Consider the following 26,827-nt stretch of genomic DNA (forward strand, 5'->3'; position numbering starts at 1 on the left):
GAGTCCCTGAGAGTTATTCTCTCAGGGGTTTTTCATTACACAGAAACAGCATCAATAATATAAGTGTCGGCGTGCAAATCTGACATTTCAGCCGGCACAGTCCAGCATGTCAATTGATAGTCTCCTTTAGGCAGATCAAAGGACAGTCTTTTAGACATGATGCTTTCAATATGAATTCCGTTTTCTGTGACATGAAAAGGAACAGTCACTTTTTTTTCGTAGGAGCTTACTGTTTCTGAACTGTTCAGGCGCAAAAGAATAAAGGCCTTTGTATTTCGCTGTGCCTCAAAGGAAATGGCTCCGTCTGCCGCAGCATATCCTTTTTCAATCGCTTCGTCAGTCCAATCCATTACAGGAGGTGTAGAATCCTTTTGAAATACAGTAAATTGATGATATGAAATCGAAAGTTCTTGCGGCTTCCATGATTTGATCAATGTGCTGTTCCTCCTCTATGTACTGTTTACTGAATTGTGAATAAAACCTTTGTGCCGTCTGGGTAATCGGTAAGCTGATGCCCGACCCAAGAGCCTGCTCCGCGGTTGTCAGCGGGAGAAATGTATTCTACAGAAGCTCCCTCACCGCCTTCTTTGCACATGGCCATTGGCCATTCATCTCTGTCATACCCCTTTTTGGAAGGTACGTCCTTTAATGATTGCTCGCGGCGTTCCTCAGCTCCGTCTCTGTCAATAGTGCACACCTCTGAGTGTCCCTCATTTATCGCATCCTTAATATGCTTGGCAGTTTCGGGATACCGGTCAGATGGGAAGGCGATTGTTTCATCATATTCTTTCGTTTGAGACGTTTTTTGATCAGTTGAAAAAAAGTCTCCTTTTATCAGGCCGACAGCTGCAGCTGCTATGATGACGATGACGAGAAGTATCGTTTTTATGATGTCCGTCGTGATGTTCACCTCCCGCTTTTAAAACTGACACAAGAGTAATCCAGAAAGCATTTGGTGTAAAGGTTTAAATTTTATGTTTTACGCTCAGTTTATTGCAGAAATCGTAATTTTAGCAGATCGAAATATTTGTTTTCAGCAAAATACGATTGCCAATTTACAATAATGATAGTAAGTCATCAGCCGTTTTCGGCTTGATTAATCATTTTAAATTGGCTTATGATACCGGTAAGCTCCTCAGCTAATTGAGAAAGTGTTTCAGAAGCTGTGGTAATCTCCTCCATTGCAGCAAATTGCTCCTCTGTTAATGCAGCCGCTTGCCGGGTATTTTTAGTAGATTCTTTAATGTCGGCCGTATTGGCTGCAAAGGAATCATTTATATGATGTGCACTGGCTGAAATGTTTGTTACAGATGCTGATAAATCACTAATCTCGGCGCTGATTTCACCTGTTGCAGCTGCAATTTCCTTAAATGCATCTCTGGTGCGCTGGATCATGGTGACTCCTTCTGCAGCTTCTGTTTTCACATGCTCAACAGATCTTGCAGACCGGTTCATATCCTTTTGTATTTCTATGATCAGTTTTGAAATCTGCCCCGCAGACTGTTGAGACTCTTCCGCTAATTTCCGTACTTCATCAGCAACAACAGCAAAGCCTTTTCCTTGTTCACCGGCTCTGGCAGCTTCAATCGCTGCATTCAGCGCAAGCAGGTTTGTCTGATCGGCAATTTGGGTGATGACCGATAAAATTTGCTCAATTTGTTTAGAGCGGCCGTCTAACTGGTGTATGATTTCTCCGCTTTTCTGAATTGACTGGTGAATCGCATCCATTTGCGCCTGTACATTTGCAATTTCCTTTTGTCCAATGTCTGCTTTTGATTGAGCGAGCTGCCCTTTGTCAGCGATAGCGGCAGTATTTGCAGAAATATCCCGGATGTCTGCTGAAGCTTGTTTTAATGAGCTTTCACTACTTTCAATTCGGGTGATCTGATCTTGGGCTCCATTTGCAATCTGCTGTACAGCTTCTGTGATTTTTTCTGAAGCTTGATTTGTTTCCTCTGCTCCGGCTGAGAGCTGCTGAGAGGCTGACGCAAGCTGAAGGGCTGATTGTTGTACGGTTTGTATGGTATCGTTCAGCTTCATTCTCATCTTATTATAATAGACGCTTAGTTCTGAAAGCTCGTCACCGGTTTTGTCTGACACCTCTATTGTCATATCTCCGTTTCCGGCACTTTCAAAGGCGCTTTTTAAAGCGTTCAGCCGCTTGTTGATTTTTCTGGTGAAAACCAAGACAAGGATGACTGATACCATAATGACGATAACAAGAACGATAGCGAATTGAGTGAAAAGTGATTGTGTAAGTGATGCTAAAATACTTTGATTAGCTCCGGTATACAGCATGCCGATGATGTTCCCATTTTGATCTTTTAACGGCATGTATGCAGTCTGATAAGAAGAACCTGCTACATCTGCTTGTCCGTAAAAACGCTTTCCTTTCTTTAAAACAGCGGCAATAACTTCAGAAGAAGCCTGGGTGCCGACAGCTCTTTCGCCATTCTTCATGACATTGGTTGCAACACGAGTATCGCCTTGGAAAATGGTAATGGTATCACCTGTTTTTTCGCCAAGCAGATCAACAATATCTTCATTTCCATTGATTTGTGTTTGCCCTTTATAGAGCTTATTGTTTTTCACCTGCCAGTCGCCTGACATGACATCATCAATATAAGTGCTGCTTAAAGCAAGATCACCTTTCGCTTTTTCAGTTGCCATTTGTTTCATGTTTTCTGTAATTTCCTTAAGCATCACAGTGCCAACTGATGCCGAAAACAAAAGAATCACCACGAAAACGAGGCAAAGAATTTTAGTTCCTAGCTTCATCTTAAATCGTTTTATCAACATAATTCCTCCCTTTACGATTTGTAGGTCATATTACTTATCGGGTTTTCGGGTTTAAAGTTTTATTTTAGAAAAAATAAAACCGGCCTGATCTTCAGGCCGGTTGTGTGATGCTATTCAAGGTTTGCGTGGTGAGTGAACATAGTTTCAGAATCGAGTCCTTTTTTCTCCATGAGTTTTAAAATCACTGCATCATAGAAGAGCAGCAAAGTTTGTTCAAATAATGATCCCATTGGCTGAATGGTTTTATAGCTTCCGTTAGACTGGTCTTTAGGAGAACCAGGCATTCTGATGATGAGGTCCGCTTGTTTTCCGATGCTTGATTCCGGATTGATGGTTAAAGCGGCAACAATTCCGTGTAAGCTTTTTGCTTTTGCTGCGGTATGAATCAAGCTTTTTGTCTCGCCTGATCCTGAGCCGATAATAACTAGATCTCCTTCGGCGAGCGGCGGAGTGAGAATCTCACCTACAATATGGGCGTTGAAGCCCATGTGCATCAGTCTCATCGCGAAGGATTTTGCCATCAGGCCAGACCGCCCCGCACCCGCAGTGAAAATTTGGTGGGATGAAAGAATGTGATCGGCAAGCTGGTCAGCCTCTTCATTAGAAATATAAGCTGCTGAACGGTGTAACTCATTGAGAATTTCCGCTACGTATTCAGTCGTTTTCATAGGAGTTATCCTTGGACAATCAGCTGCTTCATTTTTGAAGCTGTTTCCGCCTTATCAGCTGCGCTTGTAATTCCGCCCCCAACAATGACAAGGTCAGGGTTTTGCTTGATCACTTCTGGCAGTGTATCAAGTTTGATGCCGCCCGCGATTGCGGTTTTTGCGTTTTTTACGGTATTTTTGATTGTCGTTAATTCTTCGAAAGAGTTTTTGCCCTCTGCTTGAAGATCATAGCCAGTGTGGACGCAGATGTAGTCAACACCGAGTGCGTCAATTTCTTTCGCACGGGATTCGATATCTTTCACGTTAATCATGTCCACTAAGATTTTCTTCTTTTGTTTTTTGGCTTCTTCTACTGCGCCTTTAATCGTTGCATCGTCTGTAGCCCCTAAAACGGTGATGATGTCAGCGCCTGCTTCCGACGCTTTCATAATTTCGTAGCCTCCGGCATCCATGATTTTCAGGTCTGCAAGAACCTTCAATTGAGGAAATGCTTCTTTTATTTCTTTAACGGCTCTTAGGCCTTCATTGATGACGACCGGTGTTCCGATTTCAACTACGTCGATGTATTGTTCTACCTCTTTGACGAGCTCAATGGCTTCCGGGATGTTGACGAGGTCTAATGCAAGCTGTAATTCCATTGTTGATCCACTCCCTTTTTCGAATTATTTTTCATTCTATAGGTTCCTTCTTTTGATGAGAAGTAGGCACTTTGAAGTCAACAAGTTACTTGGAGGATACTGTGAGGAGAGACAATCAGATTTCTTTCGCTTGATTTTATGAGTGAGTATAATGAAAAAAGAGTCTGCAAAAAAGTAAGTAAGTGATGATACGTATCTAACATACAAAAAGGTTACTAAGGGGGGGATTCTATTGAGCCGGATGGACGACAAAAGGTTTAATTGTGAGAAGGAATTAACGCTTGCAGTGATTGGCGGTAAATGGAAAATGCTCATTTTATGGCATTTAGGAAAAGAAGGCACAAAACGGTTCAATGAATTAAAAACATTGATTCCTGATATTACGCAGAAGATCCTCGTGAATCAGCTGAGAGAGCTTGAGCAGGATATGATTGTTCACAGGGAAGTGTATCCAGTTGTCCCGCCGAAGGTTGAATATTCTCTGACCCCGCACGGAGAAAGCCTCATGCCTATTCTTGAAGCCATGTATGAGTGGGGGAAAGGTTATATGGAATTGATTGATATCGACAAAAATGTCATGAAAGAATCGTTGTAAGACGCTCTTCGCAAGGGTGTCTTTTTTTTGCCTTTTTTTCGGTTTTTGCGCGGTACACATAGTCATGTAAAGATTGTAAATTGCATTCAGCAATAAAAAAAGATTGAACGCAGCAGTTTGGTTTAAAAATTTTTATTTTTCTGTAAATAATGTTTAGTGGAAATGATTGCGGCATCCCGCAAAAATATCCCTGTAAATAAACTGGAATCTTTCGGCATCCCGCATGAAACTTTTCACCCATTTTTCGGTGATAAAAACATTTTTTTCATTTAAAGTAAACGGTAGAAAGATAAAAAATATTGAAAACAATGAATAAATAGCCAAAATTGGTTTCTTATTAGGGTGGGGTCTTGCGGTCTTTATCCGCTTATGTTAAACGCCGCAATGCTGACTGACGGCAGCCTGCTTTAATAGCGGCCATCTGTTTTTTGATTGGAAGCACTGCTTTTTAAGTGTAGTACTTTGGGCTATTTCGGCTGTTAGTTCATAAGAATTAAAAGCTGATATGGATAAGAAAGAGAAAATGCGTTGCACATGTTCACTGCTTATAAAGATTAGGGGAGGTATGACAATATGGAAATAACTTTTTATCCTTTAACGGATGCACAAAAACGAATTTGGTACACAGAAAAATTTTATCCTCACACGAGCATTTCAAATCTTGCGGGGATTGGTAAGCTGGTTTCAGCTGATGCGATTGATTATGTGCTTGTTGAGCAGGCGATTCAAGAGTTTATTCGCAGAAATGACGCCATGCGCCTTCGGTTGCGGCTAGATGAAAACGGGGAGCCTGTACAATATATTAGCGAGTATCGGCCTGTTGATATAAAACATACTGACACTACTGAAGATCCGAATGCGATAGAGTTTATTTCACAATGGAGCCGGGAGGAAACGAAAAAACCTTTGCCGTTGTACGATTGTGATTTATTCCGTTTTTCCTTGTTCACCATAAAGGAAAATGAAGTATGGTTTTACGCAAATGTTCATCACGTGATTTCTGATGGTATCTCCATGAATATTCTCGGGAATGCGATCATGCACATTTATTTAGAATTAGCCAGCGGCTCAGAGGCAAAAGAAGGAATCTCGCATTCATTTATCGATCATGTTTTATCTGAACAGGACTATGCTCAATCGAAGCGGTTTGAAAAGGACAAGGCGTTTTGGAACAAACAATTTGAATCGGTGCCTGAACTTGTTTCCTTGAAACGGAATGCATCCGCAGGGGGAAGTTTAGATGCTGAGAGGTTCTCTAAAGATGTGCCTGAAGCGCTACATCAGCAGATTCTGTCGTTTTGTGAGGCGAATAAAGTCAGTGTTCTTTCGGTATTTCAATCGTTGCTCGCCGCCTATTTGTACAGGGTCAGCGGCCAAAATGATGTTGTGACGGGAACCTTTATGGGCAACCGGACAAATGCGAAAGAGAAGCAGATGCTTGGCATGTTTGTTTCTACGGTTCCGCTTCGGACAAACATTGACGGCGGGCAGGCGTTTTTAGAATTTGTCAAAGACCGGATGAAGGATCTCATGAAGACACTCCGCCACCAAAAGTACCCGTATAATCTCCTGATCAACGATTTGCGTGAAACAAAGAGCTCTCTGACCAAGCTGTTTACTGTTTCTCTTGAATATCAGGTGATGCAGTGGCAAAAAGAAGAGGACCTTGCCTTTTTGACTGAGCCGATTTTCAGCGGCAGCGGATTAAATGATGTCTCGATCCATGTGAAGGATCGATGGGATACTGGGAAACTCACCATAGATTTTGATTACCGCACTGATTTATTTTCACGTGAAGAAATCAACATGATTTGTGAGCGCATGATTACAATGCTGGAGAACGCGTTAACGCATCCAGAACATACAATTGATGAATTAACGATGATTTCTGATGCGGAGAAAGAGAAGCTGCTTGCGAGGGCGGGCGGTAAATCTGTGAGCTACCGTAAGGACATGACGATCCCGGAACTGTTCCAAGAAAAGGCTGAGCAGCTTTCAGATCATCCAGCGGTTGTATTCGAAGATCGTACATTGTCCTATCGAACGTTACATGAGCAATCTGCACGCATCGCCAATGTGCTGAAACAGAAAGGGGTTGGCCCGGACAGTCCTGTCGCGGTTTTGATTGAACGTTCTGAACGGATGATTACAGCTATCATGGGAATTTTAAAAGCCGGCGGAGCCTATGTGCCGATTGATCCGGGTTTTCCTGCAGAGCGGATTCAATATATTTTGGAGGACTGCGGGGCGGACTTCATCCTGACTGAATCGAAGGTTGCAGCGCCTGAAGCCGATGCTGAGCTGATTGACTTAGATCAGGCAATTGCGGAAGGTGCAGACGATATGACGGAGGCTGATGTAAACGCGCGGAATCTTGCCTACATTATTTACACATCGGGAACAACCGGACGTCCGAAAGGCGTTATGATCGAGCATCGCCAGGTTCATCATTTGGTTGAATCTCTGCAGCAGACGATTTACCAAAGCGGCAGCCAAACCCTGCGGATGGCATTGCTTGCGCCGTTCCACTTTGATGCGTCAGTGAAGCAGATCTTCGCGTCGCTTCTTTTGGGACAAACCCTTTATATCGTACCGAAGAAAACAGTGACGAACGGGACCGCCCTTACTGCATATTATCGGAGAAACAGCATTGAAGCGACGGATGGAACACCGGCTCATTTGCAAATGCTGGCAGCAGCGGGCGATTTTGAAGGCCTAACACTGAAACACATGCTGATCGGAGGAGAAGGCCTGTCATCTGTTGTTGCGGACAAGCTGCTGAAGCTGTTTAAAGAAGCCGGCACAGCGCCGCGTTTGACTAATGTGTACGGGCCGACTGAAACGTGCGTTGACGCGTCTGTTCATCCGGTTATCCCTGAGAGTGCAGTTCAATCAGCGTATGTGCCGATTGGGAAAGCGCTGGGGAACAATCGCTTATATATTTTGGATCAAAAAGGCCGGCTGCAGCCTGAAGGCGTGGCGGGCGAGCTTTATATCGCGGGAGACGGTGTGGGCCGAGGCTATTTGCATTTGCCTGAATTAACGGAAGAGAAGTTTTTACAAGATCCATTCGTGCCGGGCGATCGCATGTACCGGACCGGGGATGTGGTGCGCTGGCTTCCAGATGGAACAATCGAATATTTAGGCAGAGAGGATGACCAGGTCAAAGTCCGCGGATACCGGATTGAGCTTGGGGAAATTGAGGCCGTGATTCAGCAGGCGCCAGACGTTGCAAAAGCCGTTGTTTTGGCACGCCCTGACGAACAGGGAAATCTTGAGGTTTGCGCATATGTTGTGCAGAAGCCTGGAAGCGAATTTGCGCCAGCCGGCTTGAGGGAGCATGCGGCCAGACAGCTTCCTGACTATATGGTGCCGGCTTACTTTACAGAAGTGACAGAAATTCCGCTTACGCCAAGCGGCAAAGTCGACCGCCGCAAGCTGTTTGCGCTAGAGGTGAAGGCTGTCAGCGGCACTGCCTATACAGCGCCGCGAAATGAGACTGAAAAAGCAATCGCAGCCATTTGGCAGGACGTGCTGAACGTGGAGAAGGCGGGGGTCTTTGACAATTTCTTTGAAACGGGCGGGCATTCATTGAAGGCCATGACCCTTTTAACAAAGATTCATAAGGAAGCAGGCGTCGAGATTCCGCTTCAATATTTGTTTGAGCATCCGACGATTGCGGCTCTTGCAGAGGAAGCTGATCACAGAGAAAGCAAAGCTTTTGCGGTGATTGAACCTGCTGAAAAACAGGAGCATTACCCGCTTTCCCTGGCACAGCAGCGAACATATATCGTCAGCCAGTTCGAGGATGCGGGAGTCGGCTACAACATGCCGGCAGCAGCAATTCTGGAAGGGCCTTTAGATATTCAAAAGCTGGAGCGCGCATTTCAGGGGTTAATCCGACGCCACGAGTCATTGAGAACATCATTTGTTCTTGAAAACAGCACGCCGAGACAGAAAATTCACGATAGCGTTGATTTCAACATCGAAATGATTGAAAGAGGCGGCCGCTCAGATGAGGCAATTATGGCTTCATTCGTTCGGACATTTGATTTGGCGAAAGCTCCGCTGTTCAGAATCGGTTTGCTGGGGCTTGAAGAGAACCGTCATATACTGCTGTTTGATATGCACCATTTGATTTCTGACGGTGTATCCATTGGCATTATGCTGGAGGAGTTAGCACGCATTTATAAAGGCGAACAGCTTCCTGAGCTTCGTCTCCAGTATAAGGACTACGCTGTATGGCAAAGCAGACAGGCTGCTGAAGGGTACAAGAAGGACCAGGCTTATTGGAAGGAAGTCTTTGCAGGCGAGCTCCCGGTGCTTCAGCTTCTGTCCGATTACCCAAGACCGCCTGTTCAAAGCTTTGAAGGGGATCGGGTGTCAATCAAGCTGGATGCGGGGGTAAAGGATCGCCTCAATCGTTTGGCTGAACAAAACGGCGCCACTTTATATATGGTGATGCTGTCCGCTTACTATACGCTTTTGTCAAAGTATACGGGGCAGGATGACATCATTGTCGGGACACCGTCAGCGGGCAGAAATCACTCCGATACAGAGGGCATTATCGGGATGTTTGTCAATACGCTTGCGATTCGCAGTGAGGTGAAGCAAGATGAGACGTTTACCCAATTGATCTCGCGTGTCCGCAAACGGGTGCTGAATGCCTTTTCTCATCAGGACTATCCGTTTGAGTGGCTTGTTGAAGATTTGAACATCCCGCGTGATGTTAGCAGGCATCCGCTGTTTGACACGATGTTCAGCCTTCAAAACGCGACAGCAGGCATTCCGGCTGTCGGCGATCTGTCCTTGTCTGTTCATGAGACCAATTTCAAGATTGCCAAATTTGATTTGACCGTGCAGGCGAGAGAAACCGATGAAGGCATTGAGCTTGATTTGGATTACAGCACAAAGCTGTTTAAACAAAGCACGGCAAACAGGCTGCTTACGCATTTTGCGCGTTTGCTTGAAGATGCTGCGGCTGATCCAGAGAAGCCGATTTCTGAGTATAAGCTTCTTTCTGAAGAGGAGGCCGCTTCGCAAATTCAGCAGTTTAACCCGGGCAGAACACCTTATCCGAAAGATAAAACAATTGTTCAGCTGTTTGAGGAGCAAGCGGCGAATACGCCAGACCACACTGCGCTTCAATATGAAGGCGAATCACTCACTTATCGTGAGCTGAATGAACGGGCCAATCGTTTAGCCCGCGGCATTCTTTCTCTTGGAGCTGGCGAAGGCAGGACAGCGGCTGTCTTATGTGAGCGGTCAATGGATATGATTGTGTCGATCTTGGCAGTATTAAAATCAGGTTCGGCTTATGTTCCGATTGATCCGGAACATCCGATGCAGCGGATGCAGCATTTCTTCCGTGACAGCGGAGCAAAGGTGCTTCTCACTCAGAGAAAATTAAAGGCTTTAGCGGAAGAAGCGGAATTTAAGGGCGTTATCGTGCTAGCCGATGAGGAAGAGAGCTATCATGCCGATGCGCGCAATCTCGCACTGCCTCTTGATTCTGAAGCAATGGCCAACCTGACGTATACCTCTGGAACGACTGGAACACCTAAGGGGAATATCGTGACACATGCCAATATTCTCCGCACGGTGAAGGAAACGAATTATCTCAGCATTACAGAACAGGATACGATTCTCGGTCTTTCCAATTACGTGTTTGACGCGTTTATGTTCGATATGTTCGGCTCTTTGTTAAACGGAGCCAAGCTGGTGCTGATACCGAAGGAAACCGTTTTGGACATGGCTCGTCTGTCCCGCGTCATTGAACGGGAGAATATCAGCATTCTCATGATTACAACCGCTTTGTTCCACTTGCTTGTGGACTTGAATCCGGCATGCTTGTCAACGCTTCGCAAGATTATGTTTGGCGGGGAACGGGCTTCGGTTGAGCATGTCAGAAAAGCTTTGCAAACGGTTGGAAAGGGCAAGCTCCTTCATATGTATGGACCGTCTGAAAGCACGGTTTTCGCGACGTATCATCCGGTTGATGAATTGGAGGAGCACACGCTGTCTGTTCCGATTGGAAAACCGGTCAGCAATACGGAAGTATACATTCTTGACCGTACGGGACACGTGCAGCCTGCCGGGATTGCCGGAGAGCTTTGCGTCAGCGGCGAAGGACTCGTGAAAGGCTATTACAACCGTCCAGAACTGACTGAGGAGAAATTTGTTCCCCATCCGTTTACATCCGGCGAACGCATGTATAAAACGGGAGACCTTGCGAGATGGCTGCCGAATGGCGACATCGAATTTATCGGGCGAATCGACCATCAGGTGAAGATTCGCGGACAGCGCATCGAGCTTGGAGAAATCGAACATCAGCTGCAAACCCATGATCGTGTTCAGGAAAGTGTTGTGCTTGCCGTTGATCAAGGAGCGGGAGATAAACTGTTGTGTGCTTACTATGTCGGAGAAGGAGACATCTCATCACAAGAGATGAGAGAGCATGCTGCGAAGGACTTGCCGGCATATATGGTTCCTGCGGTGTTTATCCAAATGGACGAGCTGCCGCTGACAGGGAACGGAAAAATTGACCGGAGAGCGCTGCCGATTCCTGATGCCAACGTTTCAAGAGGTGTTTCATATGTTGCGCCACGCAATGGAACGGAACAAAAAGTCGCGGACATTTGGGCACAGGTACTTCAGGCAGAACAAGTCGGCGCTTATGACCACTTCTTTGACATTGGCGGACATTCATTAGCAGGCATGAAGATGCTTGCCTTGGTTCATCAGGAACTGGGCGTTGAGCTGTCACTCAAGGATCTCTTCCAGTCACCGACGGTTGAGGGCTTGGCACAGGTGATTGCCTCTGCTGAAAAAGGGACAGCCGCAAGTATCAGCCCGGCAGAGAAACAAGATACGTATCCTGTTTCTTCACCGCAAAAACGGATGTACGTGCTTCAGCAGCTTGAGGATGCGCAAACGAGCTATAACATGCCGGCGGTTCTGCGCCTGACAGGTGAGCTTGATGTTGAAAGGCTTAACAGCGTCATGCAGCAGTTAATGCAGCGTCATGAAGCCTTGAGAACCACGTTTGAAATAAAAGATGGAGAAACGGTGCAGCGGATCTGGGAAGAGGCTGAGTGCGAGATAGCCTATTTCGAAGCCCCGGAAGAAGAGACAGAGCGGATCGTTTCTGAGTTTATTAAGCCTTTCAAAATCGACCAACTTCCACTGTTCAGAATAGGGCTTATCAAGCATTCAGACACTGAGCATGTGCTGCTGTTCGATATGCATCATATTATTTCTGATGGTGCATCTGTCGGTGTGCTGATTGAGGAGCTTTCAAAGCTGTACGACGGAGAAACCCTTGAGCCGCTCCGTATTCAATATAAGGATTATGCCGTGTGGCAGCAGCAGTTCATTCAGTCTGAGCTTTACAAGAAGCAAGAAGAGCATTGGCTGAAGGAGCTGGACGGAGAGCTGCCGGTGCTGACGCTTCCGACTGATTACAGTCGGCCTGCCGTTCAAACATTTGAGGGAGACCGCATTGCATTTTCATTAGAAGCAGGCAAAGCTGATGCTCTGCGCAGGCTTGCAAAAGAAACGGATTCCACGCTTTACATGGTGCTTCTGGCTTCATACAGTGCGTTTTTATCAAAAATTAGCGGGCAAGACGATATCATCGTCGGTTCACCTGTGGCCGGACGATCTCAAGCGGACGTCAGCCGCGTCATCGGAATGTTCGTCAATACATTGGCGCTGCGCACGTATCCGAAGGGTGAAAAGACGTTTGCTGACTATCTTAACGAAGTGAAAGAAACGGCACTCAGCGCTTTTGATGCGCAGGATTACCCACTTGAGGATTTGATCGGAAATGTTCAGGTTCAGCGTGACACAAGCAGAAATCCGTTATTCGATGCAGTTTTTTCAATGCAAAATGCGAATATAAAGGATTTAACAATGAAAGGGATTCAGCTTGAGCCGCATCCGTTTGAACGGAAAACAGCCAAGTTTGACCTCACGCTGACGGCTGACGAAACCGACGGAGGGCTTACATTCGTACTCGAATACAATACAGCTCTGTTTAAGCAGGAAACGATTGAACGATGGAAGCAATATTGGATGGAGCTTTTAGATGCAGTTACTGGGAACCCGAACCAGCCGCTTTCCAGCCTGTCACTGGTCACCGAGACAGAAAAGCAAGCGCTTCTTGAGGCATGGAAGGGCAAAGCGCTGCCTGTGCCGACAGACAAAACGGTTCATCAGCTATTCGAAGAGACTGCCCAGCGCCACAAAGACCGCCCGGCTGTCACATACAACGGCCAGTCTTGGACGTACGGCGAGCTGAATGCGAAGGCAAACCGTCTCGCGCGGATTCTGATGGACTGCGGCATCAGCCCGGATGACCGCGTCGGCGTTCTCACGAAGCCGTCGCTTGAAATGTCCGCCGCGGTGCTCGGCGTCTTGAAAGCCGGAGCGGCGTTTGTGCCGATTGATCCTGACTATCCGGATCAGCGGATTGAGTATATTTTACAGGACAGCGGCGCGAAGCTTCTCTTGAAACAGGAAGGCATTTCAGTGCCGGACAGCTATACGGGAGATGTCATTCTTCTCGACGGAAGCCGCACGATTCTAAGCCTGCCGCTTGATGAAAACGACGAGGAAAATCCAGAAACCGCTGTAACCGCGGAGAACTTGGCGTACATGATTTACACGTCTGGAACGACCGGACAGCCGAAGGGTGTCATGGTCGAGCACCATGCGCTTGTGAACCTGTGCTTCTGGCACCACGACGCGTTCAGCATGACAGCGGAGGACCGCAGTGCGAAGTACGCGGGCTTTGGGTTCGACGCTTCCATTTGGGAGATGTTCCCGACCTGGACGATCGGTGCCGAACTTCACGTCATTGAGGAAGCGATCCGCCTCGATATCGTCCGCCTGAACGATTATTTTGAAACGAACGGCGTAACGATCACGTTCCTGCCGACACAGCTTGCGGAACAGTTCATGGAGCTTGAGAACACATCACTTCGCGTATTGCTTACTGGAGGAGACAAGCTGAAGCGCGCAGTGAAAAAGCCGTACACACTCGTCAATAACTACGGGCCGACAGAGAATACGGTCGTTGCCACAAGCGCAGAAATCCATCCGGAGGAAGGCTCGCTTTCCATCGGAAGGGCCATTGCCAATACGAGAGTATACATTCTCGGCGAGGGCAATCAGGTGCAGCCGGAAGGCGTAGCCGGAGAGCTTTGCGTGGCGGGGCGCGGACTGGCACGAGGCTATCTGAATCGAGAAGACGAAACCGCGAAGCGGTTTGTCGCTGATCCGTTTGTGCCGGGTGAGCGCATGTACCGCACCGGCGATTTGGTGAAATGGACGGGCGGCGGCATCGAATACATCGGCCGGATCGACCAGCAGGTCAAGGTCCGCGGCTACCGGATCGAGCTCTCAGAAATTGAAGTCCAGCTCGCCCAGCTTTCTGAGGTGCAGGATGCGGCGGTGACAGCTGTCAAAGATAAAGGCGGCAACACAGCGATCGCGGCGTATGTCACACCGGAATCAGCTGACATAGAAGCACTGAAATCAGCACTGAAGGAAACCCTGCCGGATTACATGATCCCGGCGTTCTGGGTGACGCTGAACGAGCTTCCGGTTACGGCAAACGGCAAAGTGGACCGCAAAGCCTTGCCTGAGCCGGACATCGAAGCGGGAAGCGGAGAATACAAAGCGCCGACGACCGACATGGAAGAGCTGCTTGCCGGCATCTGGCAGGACGTGCTTGGAATGTCTGAAGTCGGTGTCACCGACAATTTCTTCTCGCTTGGCGGAGATTCCATCAAAGGAATTCAAATGGCGAGCCGCTTGAACCAGCACGGCTGGAAGCTGGAAATGAAAGATCTCTTCCAGCACCCGACGATCGAAGAGCTCACCCAGTACGTAGAGCGTGCCGAAGGCAAACAGGCAGACCAAGGCCCGGTGGAGGGCGAAGTCATCCTGACGCCGATCCAGCGCTGGTTCTTTGAAAAGAACTTCACGAACAAGCACCACTGGAACCAATCTGTGATGCTTCACGCCAAGAAGGGCTTTGATCCTGAACGGGTGGAGAAAACATTGCAGGCGCTGATCGAGCATCATGACGCGCTCCGCATGGTCTATCGTGAGGGACAGGAAGACGTCATTCAATACAACAGAGGTCTTGAAGCTGCTTCAGCTCAATTGGAGGTCATCCAGATTGAGGGCCAAGCTGCAGATTACGAAGACCGAATAGAGAGAGAAGCGGAGCGTTTGCAAAGCAGCATCGACTTGCAGGAAGGCGGCTTGTTAAAAGCAGGCTTGTTCCAAGCGGAAGACGGAGATCACTTGCTTCTTGCCATTCACCACTTAGTGGTTGACGGCGTGTCGTGGCGGATTTTACTGGAGGATTTCGCCGCGGTATATACACAGCTTGAGCAAGGCAATGAACCGGTTCTCCCGCAGAAAACACATTCATTTGCAGAGTATGCAGAGAGATTGCAAGACTTCGCGAACTCCAAAGCCTTTTTGAAAGAAAAAGAGTATTGGAGACAGCTTGAAGAACAAGCTGTTGCGGCAAAGCTTCCGAAAGACCGCGAATCTGGTGATCAGCGAATGAAACATACAAAGACAATTGAATTCTCGCTGACTGCTGAAGAGACAGAACAGCTCACCACAAAGGTGCATGAGGCATATCACACAGAAATGAATGATATTTTGCTGACGGCATTCGGATTGGCAATGAAGGAGTGGACGGGTCAAGATCGAGTAAGTGTTCATTTAGAGGGGCATGGACGTGAAGAAATCATAGAAGACCTGACCATTTCTCGCACAGTCGGCTGGTTTACAAGTATGTACCCAATGGTGCTCGATATGAAGCATGCGGATGATCTGGGCTACCAGCTGAAGCAAATGAAAGAAGATATCAGACATGTGCCGAATAAGGGAGTCGGATACGGCATTCTGCGCTATCTGACGGCACCGGAACATAAAGAAGATGTGGCGTTCTCGATTCAGCCGGATGTCAGCTTCAACTATTTAGGTCAGTTTGACGAAATGTCGGATGCAGGTTTGTTTACGAGATCAGAGCTGCCATCAGGACAGTCATTAAGCCCTGAAACAGAAAAACCGAATGCGCTGGATGTTGTCGGATATATCGAAAACGGAAAACTGACGATGTCACTGGCCTATCATTCTCTTGAATTTCATGAAAAAACAGTACAAACATTCAGTGACAGCTTTAAAGCGCATCTTCTCAGAATCATTGAACATTGCCTATCTCAAGATGGTACGGAACTGACCCCGAGTGATCTTGGTGACGACGATTTGACGCTGGATGAGCTGGATAAATTAATGGAAATTTTCTAATAGAGGTGGCATATGAGCAAAAAATCGATTCAAAAGGTGTACGCACTGACACCAATGCAGGAGGGAATGCTGTATCATGCGATGCTTGATCCGCATTCTTCCTCGTACTTCACACAATTAGAGCTTGGGATTCACGGCGCTTTTGATCTTGAAATCTTTGAGAAAAGCGTCAATGAACTGATTCGGTCATACGATATTCTCCGTACGGTATTTGTGCATCAGCAGCTGCAAAAACCGCGTCAGGTCGTGTTAGCGGAACGCAAAACAAAAGTGCATTATGAGGATATCAGTCATGCAGACGAAAACCGCCAGAAAGAGCACATTGAGCGTTACAAACAAGACGTTCAGCGCCAAGGCTTTAACCTGGCAAAAGACATATTGTTCAAGGTAGCGGTTTTCCGCCTTGCTGCAGATCAGCTGTATCTTGTCTGGAGCAATCATCATATTATGATGGACGGCTGGAGCATGGGCGTCCTCATGAAAAGCCTGTTCCAAAACTATGAAGCGCTCAGAGCAGGCAGGACACCGGCAAACGGTCAGGGCAAGCCTTATTCCGATTACATCAAGTGGCTTGGAAAACAGGACAATGAAGAAGCGGAGAGCTACTGGAGCGAGCGCTTGGCGGGTTTTGAACAGCCAAGCGTGCTCCCGGGCCGCCTGCCTGTGAAAAAAGACGAATACGTCAATAAAGAATATTCATTTACATGGGACGAAACACTGGTTGCCCGTATTCAGCAAACCGCAAATCTCCATCAAGTGACAGGGCCTAACCTATTTCAGGCCGTTTGGGGCATTGTTCTCAGCAAATACAACTTTACGGATGATGTGATCTTCGGAACGGTCGTCTCGGGACGACCGTCTGAAATCAACGGAATCGAAACGATGGCGGGGCTGTTTATCAACACCATTCCAGTGCGGGTGAAAGTTGAACGAGATGCTGCATTCGCTGATATTTTCACAGCTGTTCAGCAGCATGCAGTAGAGGCAGAGCGTTACGATTACGTGCCGCTCTATGAGATTCAAAAACGCTCAGCTCTTGATGGCAATCTCTTAAACCATCTGGTCGCGTTTGAAAATTATCCGCTTGATCAAGAGCTTGAAAACGGCAGCATGGAAGACCGCCTCGGGTTTTCGATTAAGGTAGAAAGCGCATTTGAACAAACGAGCTTCGATTTCAACCTGATTGTGTATCCGGGCAAAACGTGGACCGTCAAAATTAAATATAACGGAGCCGCCTTTGATTCCGCTTTTATCGAACGGACAGCGGAGCACCTTACCCGCATGATGGAAGCAGCTGTCGATCAGCCGGCCGCTTTTGTGCGTGAGTACGGGCTTGTGGGAGACGAAGAGCAGCGGCAAATTGTCGAGGTGTTTAACAGCACGAAAGCCGAACTCCCTGAAGGAATGGCTGTTCACCAAGTGTTTGAAGAGCAAGCGAAACGGACGCCGGCGAGCACCGCCGTCGTATATGAAGGAACCAAGCTGACGTACCGCGAGCTGAATGCAGCGGCTAACCGTCTGGCGAGAAAGCTTGTCGAACATGGGCTTCAAAAAGGGGAAACAGCAGCGATTATGAACGACCGCTCAGTAGAAACCGTTGTCGGCATGCTGGCTGTTTTAAAAGCAGGCGCCGCATATGTGCCGCTTGATCCAGCGCTTCCTGGGGATCGTCTTCGTTTCATGGCAGAGGACAGCTCCGTTCGAATGGTTTTGATCGGAAATTCTTATACAGGGCAGGCACATCAGCTGCAAGTGCCGGTTCTTACACTGGACATAGGCTTTGAAGAGAGTGAAGCGGCTGACAATCTCAACCTGCCATCCGCCCCGTCTGATTTGGCGTACATCATGTACACATCCGGTTCAACGGGCAAACCGAAAGGCGTCATGATCGAACATAAAAGCATTCTGCGCCTCGTCAAAAATGCCGGGTACGTTCCTGTTACTGAAGAAGACCGCATGGCGCAAACGGGAGCTGTCAGCTTTGATGCCGGAACGTTTGAGGTATTCGGCGCACTGCTGAATGGCGCAGCACTTTATCCGGTCAAAAAAGAGACACTGCTTGATGCGAAACAATTTGCTGCATTCCTGCGTGAGCAAAGCATCACAACTATGTGGCTGACATCACCTTTATTCAACCAGCTTGCTGCAAAGGATGCGGGTATGTTCGGCACACTGCGCCATTTAATCATCGGCGGAGATGCCCTTGTCCCGCATATTGTCAGCAAAGTAAAACAGGCATCGCCGTCGCTTTCATTGTGGAACGGATACGGCCCGACAGAAAACACGACGTTTTCAACCAGTTTTCTGATCGACCGCGAGTATGGCGGCTCTATCCCAATCGGGAAGCCGATCGGAAATTCCACTGCCTATATTATGGATGAGCAGCAATGCCTGCAGCCAATCGGCGCGCCTGGTGAGCTTTGCGTAGGCGGAATCGGTGTAGCGCGTGGGTATGTCAATCTCCCTGAGCTGACGGAGAAGCAATTTCTGGAAGACCCGTTCAGACCGGGTGAGAGAATTTACCGCACTGGTGACTTGGCAAGATGGCTGCCGGACGGCAATATCGAATTTTTAGGCAGAATCGACAACCAAGTGAAGGTGCGCGGCTTCCGAATTGAGCTTGGCGAAATTGAAACAAAACTGAACATGGCTGAGCATGTGACAGAAGCCGCGGTGATCATACGCAAGAACAAAGCAGACGAAAATGAAATTTGCGCGTACTTCACGGCGGATCGTGAAGTGGCTGTGAGTGAGCTGAGAAAAACACTGTCTCAGTCTTTGCCTGACTATATGGTCCCTGCCCACCTGATTCAAATGGACAGCCTGCCGCTCACGCCAAACGGGAAAATCAACAAAAAGGAACTGCCTGCACCGCAATCAGAAGCCGTGCAGCCGGAATACGCAGCACCAAAAACAGAGAGTGAAAAGAAATTAGCGGAGATCTGGGAAGGAATACTCGGCGTCAAAGCAGGCGTTACCGATAACTTCTTTATGATCGGCGGCCATTCTTTGAAAGCGATGATGATGACGGCGAAAATTCAAGAGCATTTTCATAAGGAAGTTCCGATAAAAGTGCTTTTTGAAAAGCCGACTATTCAAGAACTGGCACTGTATTTGGAAGAGAACGAAAGCAAGGAGGAGCAGACGTTTGAACCGATCAGGCAAGCATCTTATCAGCAGCATTATCCTGTATCCCCGGCCCAGCGGAGAATGTATATCCTCAATCAGCTTGGACAAGCAAACACAAGCTACAACGTCCCCGCTGTACTTCTGCTGGAGGGAGAAGTAGATAAAGACCGGCTTGAAAACGCGATTCAGCAATTAATCAACCGGCACGAAATCCTCCGTACATCGTTTGACATGATCGACGGAGAGGTTGTGCAAACCGTTCATAAAAACATATCGTTCCAGCTGGAGGCTGCCAAGGGACGGGAAGAAGACGCGGAAGAGATAATCAAAGCATTTGTTCAGCCGTTTGAATTAAACCGCGCGCCGCTCGTCCGTTCGAAGCTTGTCCAGCTGGAAGAAAAACGCCACCTGCTGCTCATTGATATGCATCATATTATTACTGACGGAAGTTCAACAGGCATTCTAATCGGTGATCTTGCCAAAATATATCAAGGCGCAGATCTGGAACTGCCACAAATTCACTATAAAGATTACGCAGTTTGGCACAAAGAACAAACTAATTATCAAAAAGATGAGGAATACTGGCTCGATGTCTTTAAAGGCGAACTGCCAATACTGGATCTTCCCGCGGATTTCGAGCGGCCAGCTGAACGGAGCTTTGCGGGAGAGCGCGTGATGTTTGGGCTTGATAAGCAAATCACGGCTCAAATCAAATCGCTCATGGCAGAAACAGATACGACAATGTACATGTTTTTGCTGGCGGCGTTCAATGTACTCCTTTCCAAGTACGCGTCACAGGATGATATCATTGTCGGCTCGCCGACAGCTGGCAGAACACATCCTGATCTGCAAGGTGTGCCGGGTATGTTTGTCAACACGGTGGCACTCAGAACGGCACCAGCGGGAGATAAAACCTTCACGCAATTCCTTGAAGAGGTCAAAACAGCCAGCCTTCAAGCATTCGAGCACCAGAGCTATCCGCTTGAGGAGCTGATTGAAAAGCTTCCGCTTACAAGGGATACAAGCAGAAGTCCGCTGTTCAGCGTGATGTTCAACATGCAGAATATGGAGATTCCTTCATTAAGATTAGGAGATTTGAAGATTTCCTCGTATTCCATGCTTCATCATGTTGCGAAATTTGATCTTTCCTTGGAAGCGGTCGAGCGTGAAGAGGATATCGGCCTAAGCTTTGACTATGCGACTGCCTTGTTTAAGGACGAGACGATCCGCCGCTGGAGCCGCCACTTTGTCAATATCATCAAAGCGGCCGCGGCTAATCCGAACGTTCGGCTGTCTGATGTAGATCTGCTTTCATCTGCAGAAACGGCTGCTTTGCTAGAAGAAAGACATATGACTCAAATTACCGAAGCAACCTTTGCAGCACTTTTTGAAAAACAGGCCCAGCAAACACCTGACCATTCTGCGGTGAAGGCTGGCGGAAATCTGTTGACCTATCGCGAGCTTGATGAACAGGCGAACCAGCTGGCGCATCATCTTCGTGCCCAAGGGGCAGGAAATGAAGACATCGTCGCGATTGTTATGGACCGGTCAGCTGAAGTCATGGTATCCATTCTCGGTGTCATGAAGGCGGGGGCAGCTTTCCTTCCGATTGATCCTGATACACCTGAAGAACGAATCCGTTATTCATTAGAGGACAGCGGAGCAAAATTTGCGGTCGTGAATGAAAGAAACATGACGGCTATTGGGCAATATGAAGGGATAATTGTCAGCCTTGATGACGGTAAATGGAGAAATGAAAGCAAGGAGCGCCCATCATCCATTTCCGGGTCTCGCAATCTTGCATACGTCATTTATACGTCCGGTACGACCGGAAAGCCAAAGGGAGTGCAGATTGAGCATCGTAATCTGACAAACTATGTCTCTTGGTTTAGTGAAGAGGCGGGCCTGACGGAAAATGATAAGACTGTATTGCTTTCATCTTACGCATTTGACCTTGGCTATACGAGCATGTTCCCTGTACTTCTGGGCGGGGGCGAGCTCCATATCGTCCAGAAGGAAACCTATACGGCGCCGGATGAAATAGCGCACTATATCAAGGAGCATGGGATCACTTATATCAAGCTGACACCGTCTCTGTTCCATACAATAGTGAACACCGCCAGTTTTGCAAAAGATGCGAACTTTGAATCCTTGCGCTTGATCGTCTTGGGAGGAGAAAAAATCATCCCGACTGATGTTATCGCCTTCCGTAAGATGTATGGACATACCGAATTTATCAATCACTACGGCCCGACAGAAGCAACGATCGGCGCCATCGCCGGGCGGGTTGATCTGTATGAGCCGGATGCATTTGCGAAACGCCCGACAATCGGACGCCCGATTGCGAATGCCGGTGCGCTTGTCTTAAATGAAGCATTGAAGCTTGTGCCGCCTGGAGCGAGCGGACAGCTCTATATCACGGGACAGGGGCTCGCGAGAGGGTATCTCAACAGGCCTCAGCTGACAGCCGAGAGATTTGTAGAAAATCCATATTCGCCGGGAAGCCTCATGTACAAAACCGGAGATGTCGTACGAAGACTTTCTGACGGTACGCTTGCATTTATCGGCCGGGCTGATGATCAGGTGAAAATCCGAGGCTACCGCATTGAGCCGAAAGAAATTGAAACGGTCATGCTCAGCCTCAGCGGAATTCAAGAAGCGGTTGTACTAGCGGTTTCCGAGGGCGGTCTTCAAGAGCTTTGCGCGTATTATACGTCGGATCAAGATATTGAAAAAGCAGAGCTCCGGTACCAGCTTTCCCTAACACTGCCGTCTCATATGATTCCTGCTTTCTTTGTGCAGGTTGACGCGATTCCGCTGACGGCAAACGGAAAAACCGACAGAAACGCTCTGCCGAAGCCTAACGCGGCACAATCCGGAGGCAAGGCCTTGGCCGCACCGGAGACAGCGCTTGAAGAAAGTTTATGCCGCATTTGGCAGAAAACGCTTGGCATAGAAGCCATCGGCATTGATGACAATTTTTTCGATTTAGGCGGCCATTCATTAAAAGGGATGATGCTGATTGCCAACATTCAGGCGGAATTGGAGAAAAGCGTACCGCTTAAAGCACTGTTCGAGCAGCCGACAGTTCGCCAGCTGGCGGCTTATATGGAGGCGTCTGCTGTTTCAGGCGGCCATCAAGTACTCAAACCGGCTGACAAGCAGGATATGTATCCATTGTCATCCGCACAGAAACGAATGTACGTGCTCAATCAGCTTGACCGCCAGACGATAAGCTACAACATGCCATCTGTTCTTCTAATGGAAGGAGAGCTTGATATTTCGCGCCTGCGCGACTCACTCAATCAGCTTGTGAACCGTCACGAATCATTGCGGACGTCATTTATGGAAGCTAATGGTGAGCCTGTTCAGCGCATCATTGAGAAGGCGGAGGTTGATCTTCATGTGTTTGAAGCCAAAGAAGACGAAGCGGACCAAAAGATTAAGGAATTTATCCGGCCATTCGACTTAAACGACGCACCGCTCATTCGCGCAGCTTTGCTTCGAATAGAAGCGAAAAAACATTTGCTGCTTTTAGATATGCATCATATCATCGCAGACGGCGTCTCAAGAGGCATCTTTGTAAAAGAATTGGCGCTGCTTTACAAAGGAGAGCAGCTTCCGGAGCCGACGCTTCATTATAAAGATTTCGCCGTTTGGCAAAATGAAGCTGAGCAAAAAGAACGGATGAAGGAGCATGAGGCGTACTGGATGTCAGTTCTTTCAGGCGAGCTGCCAGAGCTTGATCTCCCGCTCGATTATGCCCGTCCGCCTGTGCAAAGCTTTAAAGGAGATACGATCCGTTTCCGTACGGGAAGTGAGACGGCAAAGGCGGTAGAAAAACTGCTTGCCGAAACCGGAACGACCTTGCACATGGTGCTCCATGCTGTTTTCCACGTCTTTTTAAGCAAAATTTCCGGACAGCGGGATATCGTCATCGGCTCCGTTACTGCCGGCCGGACGAATGCTGATGTTCAGGACATGCCGGGAATGTTCGTCAATACACTTGCCCTGAGAATGGAAGCGAAAGAACAGCAAACATTTGCGGAGCTTTTGGAGCTAGCAAAGCAGACGAACCTGTCAGCCCTTGAGCATCAGGAGTATCCGTTTGAAGATCTGGTTAATCAGCTTGATCTCCCTCGGGATATGAGCCGAAACCCATTGTTTAATGTGATGGTGACGACAGAAAACCCTGATAAAGAACAGCTTACATTGCAAAATCTGAGCATTTCACCTTATGAGGCTCATCAGGGAACTTCTAAGTTTGATCTGACACTGGGCGGATTTACTGATGAAAATGGCATTGGCTTGCAGCTCGAATATGCGACAGATCTGTTCGCAAAAGAAACAGCTGAAAAATGGAGCGAATACGTTCTGCGGCTACTAAAGGCTGTTGCGGATAACCCGAACCAGCCGCTTTCCAGTCTGTTACTGGTCACCGAGACAGAAAAGCAAGCGCTTCTTGAGGCATGGAAGGGCAAAGCGCTGCCTGTGCCGACAGACAAAACGGTTCATCAGCTATTCGAAGAGACTGTCCAGCGCCACAAAGACCGCCCGGCTGTCACATACAACGGCCAATCTTGGACGTACGGCGAGCTGAACGCGAAGGCAAACCGCCTCGCCCGGATTCTGATGGACTGCGGCATCAGCCCGGATGACCGCGTCGGCGTTCTCACGAAGCCGTCGCTTGAAATGTCCGCCGCGGTGCTCGGCGTCTTGAAAGCCGGAGCGGCGTTTGTGCCGATTGATCCTGACTACCCGGATCAGCGGATTGAGTATATTTTACAGGACAGCGGCGCGAAGCTTCTCTTGAAACAGGAAGGCATTTCAGTGCCGGACAGCTATACGGGAGATGTCATTCTTCTCGACGGAAGCCGCACGATTCTAAGCCTGCCGCTTGATGAAAACGACGAGGGAAATCCAGAAACCGCTGTAACCGCGGAGAACTTGGCGTACATGATTTACACGTCTGGAACGACCGGACAGCCGAAGGGTGTCATGGTCGAGCACCATGCGCTTGTGAACCTGTGCTTCTGGCACCACGACGCGTTCAGCATGACAGCGGAGGACCGCAGTGCGAAGTACGCGGGCTTCGGGTTCGACGCTTCCATTTGGGAGATGTTCCCGACCTGGACGATCGGCGCTGAACTTCACGTCATTGATGAAGCGATCCGCCTCGATATCGTCCGCCTGAACGATTATTTTGAAACGAACGGCGTAACGATCACGTTCCTGCCGACACAGCTTGCGGAACAGTTCATGGAGCTTGAGAACACATCACTTCGCGTCCTCTTGACCGGAGGAGACAAGCTGAAGCGGGCAGTGAAAAAGCCGTACACACTCGTCAACAACTACGGGCCGACAGAAAATACGGTCGTTGCCACAAGCGCAGAAATCCATCCGGAGGAAGGCTCGCTTTCCATCGGACGGGCCATTGCCAATACGAGAGTATACATTCTCGGCGAGGGCAATCAGGTGCAGCCGGAAGGCGTAGCCGGAGAGCTTTGCGTGGCGGGGCGCGGACTGGCACGAGGCTATCTGAATCGAGAAGACGAAACCGCGAAGCGGTTTGTCGCTGATCCGTTTGTGCCGGGTGAACGCATGTACCGCACCGGCGACTTGGTGAAGTGGGTGAACGGCGGCATCGAATACATCGGCCGGATCGACCAGCAGGTCAAGGTCCGCGGCTACCGGATCGAGCTCTCAGAAATTGAAGTCCAGCTCGCCCAGCTTTCTGAGGTGCAGGATGCGGCGGTGACAGCTGTCAAAGATAAAGGCGGCAATACAGCGATCGCGGCGTATGTCACACCGGAAACAGCTGACATAGAAGCACTAAAATCAACACTAAAGGAAACCCTGCCGGATTACATGATCCCGGCGTTCTGGGTGACGCTGAACGAGCTTCCGGTTACGGCAAACGGCAAAGTCGACCGCAAAGCCTTGCCTGAGCCGGACATCGAAGCGGGAAGCGGAGAATACAAAGCGCCGACGACCGACATGGAAGAGCTGCTTGCCGGCATCTGGCAGGACGTGCTTGGAATGTCTGAAGTCGGTGTCACCGACAATTTCTTCTCGCTTGGCGGAGATTCCATCAAAGGAATTCAAATGGCGAGCCGCTTGAATCAGCACGGCTGGAAGCTGGAAATGAAAGATCTCTTCCAGCATCCGACGATCGAAGAGCTCACCCAGTACGTAGAGCGTGCCGAAGGCAAACAGGCAGACCAAGGCCCGGTGGAGGGCGAAGTCATCCTGACGCCGATCCAGCGCTGGTTCTTTGAAAAGAACTTCACGAACAAGCACCACTGGAACCAATCGGTGATGCTTCACGCCAAAAAGGGCTTTGATCCTGAACGGGTGGAGAAAACATTGCAGGCGCTGATCGAGCATCATGACGCGCTCCGCATGGTCTACCGCGAGGAAAACGGGGACATCGTTCAGGTGTATAAACCGATCGGTGAGAGCAAGGTCAGCTTCGAAATCGTGGATCTGTACGGCTCCGATGAAGAGATGCTGAGAAGCCAGATTAAGCTTCTCGCGAACAAGCTGCAAAGCAGTCTCGATCTGCGAAACGGGCCGCTTTTAAAGGCGGAGCAATATCGCACAGAAGCTGGGGATCACCTGCTCATTGCTGTACACCATCTCGTGGTCGACGGTGTGTCATGGCGGATTTTGCTTGAAGACTTTGCTTCAGGCTACATGCAGGCTGAGAAAGAAGAGAGCCTTGTCTTCCCGCAAAAAACAAACTCCTTCAAGGATTGGGCGGAAGAACTGGCGGCATTCAGCCAATCAGCGCATCTTTTACAGCAGGCTGAATACTGGTCGCAAATTGCCGCTGAACAGGTTTCTCCTTTACCTAAGGATTGTGAAACAGAGCAGCGGATCGTCAAGGATACATCATCTGTCCTATGTGAATTAACGGCAGAAGACACTAAGCATCTTTTAACAGATGTTCATCAGCCATATGGAACTGAAATCAACGATATTCTTCTCAGCGCGCTCGGTTTGACAATGAAAGAATGGACAAAGGGGGCCAAAATTGGCATTAACCTTGAGGGACACGGCCGGGAGGACATTATCCCGAATGTGAATATCTCCAGAACGGTCGGCTGGTTTACGGCACAATACCCTGTTGTGCTCGACATATCTGACGCAGATGCCTCAGCTGTGATCAAAACAGTCAAAGAAAACCTGCGCCGCATTCCGGACAAAGGTGTTGGCTACGGCATTCTTCGTTATTTCACAGAAACAGCGGAAACAAAGGGCTTCACACCGGAGATCAGCTTCAACTATTTGGGCCAATTCGACAGTGAAGTCAAAACCGATTTCTTTGAACCGTCCGCTTTCGATATGGGGCGCCAAGTAAGCGGAGAATCAGAGGCGCTGTACGCATTAAGCTTCAGCGGCATGATCAGAAACGGCCGGTTTGTGCTTTCCTGCTCCTACAATGAGAAGGAGTTTGAAAGAGCTACAGTCGAGGAGCAAATGGAACGGTTTAAAGAAAACCTCCTGATGTTAATCCGCCATTGCACGGAAAAAGAAGACAAGGAATTCACACCAAGCGACTTTAGCGCCGAAGACCTTGAAATGGACGAGATGGGAGATATCTTTGACATGCTTGAGGAGAATTTAAAATAAAACGCAAGGGAATTACAGAAGGCGGG

Annotated in this window: 8 protein-coding genes; 3 read left to right on the forward strand and 5 right to left on the reverse strand. The window is 48.5% G+C overall.

Going from position 1 to position 26,827, the window contains the following annotated elements; translation table 11 throughout:
- Positions 1-35 precede the first annotated feature (35 nt).
- The 5 genes from nin to hxlA form a co-directional block, all read right to left on the reverse strand.
- Positions 36-434 carry a DNA-entry nuclease inhibitor gene (gene nin, locus SB658_RS15050; protein WP_015715226.1) on the reverse strand — a complete coding sequence of 133 codons (399 nt, stop codon included), beginning with the start codon at positions 432-434 and terminating at the stop codon, positions 36-38.
- Positions 435-460: 26 nt separating this feature from the next.
- Complete coding sequence (gene nucA, locus SB658_RS15055; RefSeq protein ID WP_003234608.1) at positions 461-910, reverse strand: DNA-entry nuclease; 450 nt, start codon at positions 908-910, stop codon at positions 461-463.
- Positions 911-1,077: 167 nt separating this feature from the next.
- Positions 1,078-2,799 carry a methyl-accepting chemotaxis protein TlpC gene (gene tlpC, locus SB658_RS15060; RefSeq protein WP_410601861.1) on the reverse strand — a complete coding sequence of 574 codons (1,722 nt, stop codon included), beginning with the start codon at positions 2,797-2,799 and terminating at the stop codon, positions 1,078-1,080.
- Between the two features lie 110 nt (positions 2,800-2,909).
- Positions 2,910-3,467: a 6-phospho-3-hexuloisomerase gene (gene hxlB, locus SB658_RS15065; RefSeq protein ID WP_003234605.1), complete on the reverse strand. Its 558-nt coding sequence runs from the start codon at positions 3,465-3,467 to the stop codon at positions 2,910-2,912.
- A gap of 5 nt (positions 3,468-3,472) precedes the next feature.
- On the reverse strand, positions 3,473-4,105 hold the full coding sequence (gene hxlA / locus SB658_RS15070; RefSeq protein ID WP_003234604.1) for a 3-hexulose-6-phosphate synthase: 633 nt from the start codon (positions 4,103-4,105) through the stop codon (positions 3,473-3,475).
- Between the two features lie 232 nt (positions 4,106-4,337).
- On the opposite strand from hxlA, the gene hxlR reads away from it, so the two are divergent.
- The 3 genes from hxlR (at position 4,338) to srfAB (ending at position 26,801) form a co-directional block, all read left to right on the forward strand.
- Positions 4,338-4,700, forward strand: a complete 363-nt coding sequence (hxlR, locus tag SB658_RS15075; protein ID WP_003246265.1) for a transcriptional activator HxlR — start codon at positions 4,338-4,340, stop codon at positions 4,698-4,700.
- Positions 4,701-5,273: 573 nt separating this feature from the next.
- Positions 5,274-16,037 carry a surfactin non-ribosomal peptide synthetase SrfAA gene (gene srfAA, locus SB658_RS15080; RefSeq protein ID WP_410601864.1) on the forward strand — a complete coding sequence of 3,588 codons (10,764 nt, stop codon included), beginning with the start codon at positions 5,274-5,276 and terminating at the stop codon, positions 16,035-16,037.
- Between the two features lie 12 nt (positions 16,038-16,049).
- The gene (gene srfAB / locus SB658_RS15085) at positions 16,050-26,801 is read left to right on the forward strand and encodes a surfactin non-ribosomal peptide synthetase SrfAB (RefSeq protein WP_410601866.1); all 10,752 of its coding nucleotides are present in this window, start codon (positions 16,050-16,052) and stop codon (positions 26,799-26,801) included.
- The last annotated feature ends 26 nt before the right edge of the window (positions 26,802-26,827 follow it).

The sequence above is a fragment of the Bacillus sp. SIMBA_008 genome (assembly GCF_046535495.1).
GTDB classification, from domain to species: Bacteria; Bacillota; Bacilli; order Bacillales; family Bacillaceae; genus Bacillus; species Bacillus subtilis.

Bases quoted from the DNA above. Each gene is read 5' to 3' on its own strand.
- tlpC (WP_410601861.1), bottom strand. From the start codon at position 2,799: ATGTTGATAAAACGATTTAAGATGAAGCTAGGAACTAAAATTCTTTGC.
- hxlB (WP_003234605.1), bottom strand. From the start codon at position 3,467: ATGAAAACGACTGAATACGTAGCGGAAATTCTCAATGAGTTACACCGT.
- hxlA (WP_003234604.1), bottom strand. From the start codon at position 4,105: ATGGAATTACAGCTTGCATTAGACCTCGTCAACATCCCGGAAGCCATT.
- srfAA (WP_410601864.1), top strand. From the start codon at position 5,274: ATGGAAATAACTTTTTATCCTTTAACGGATGCACAAAAACGAATTTGG.
- srfAB (WP_410601866.1), top strand. From the start codon at position 16,050: ATGAGCAAAAAATCGATTCAAAAGGTGTACGCACTGACACCAATGCAG.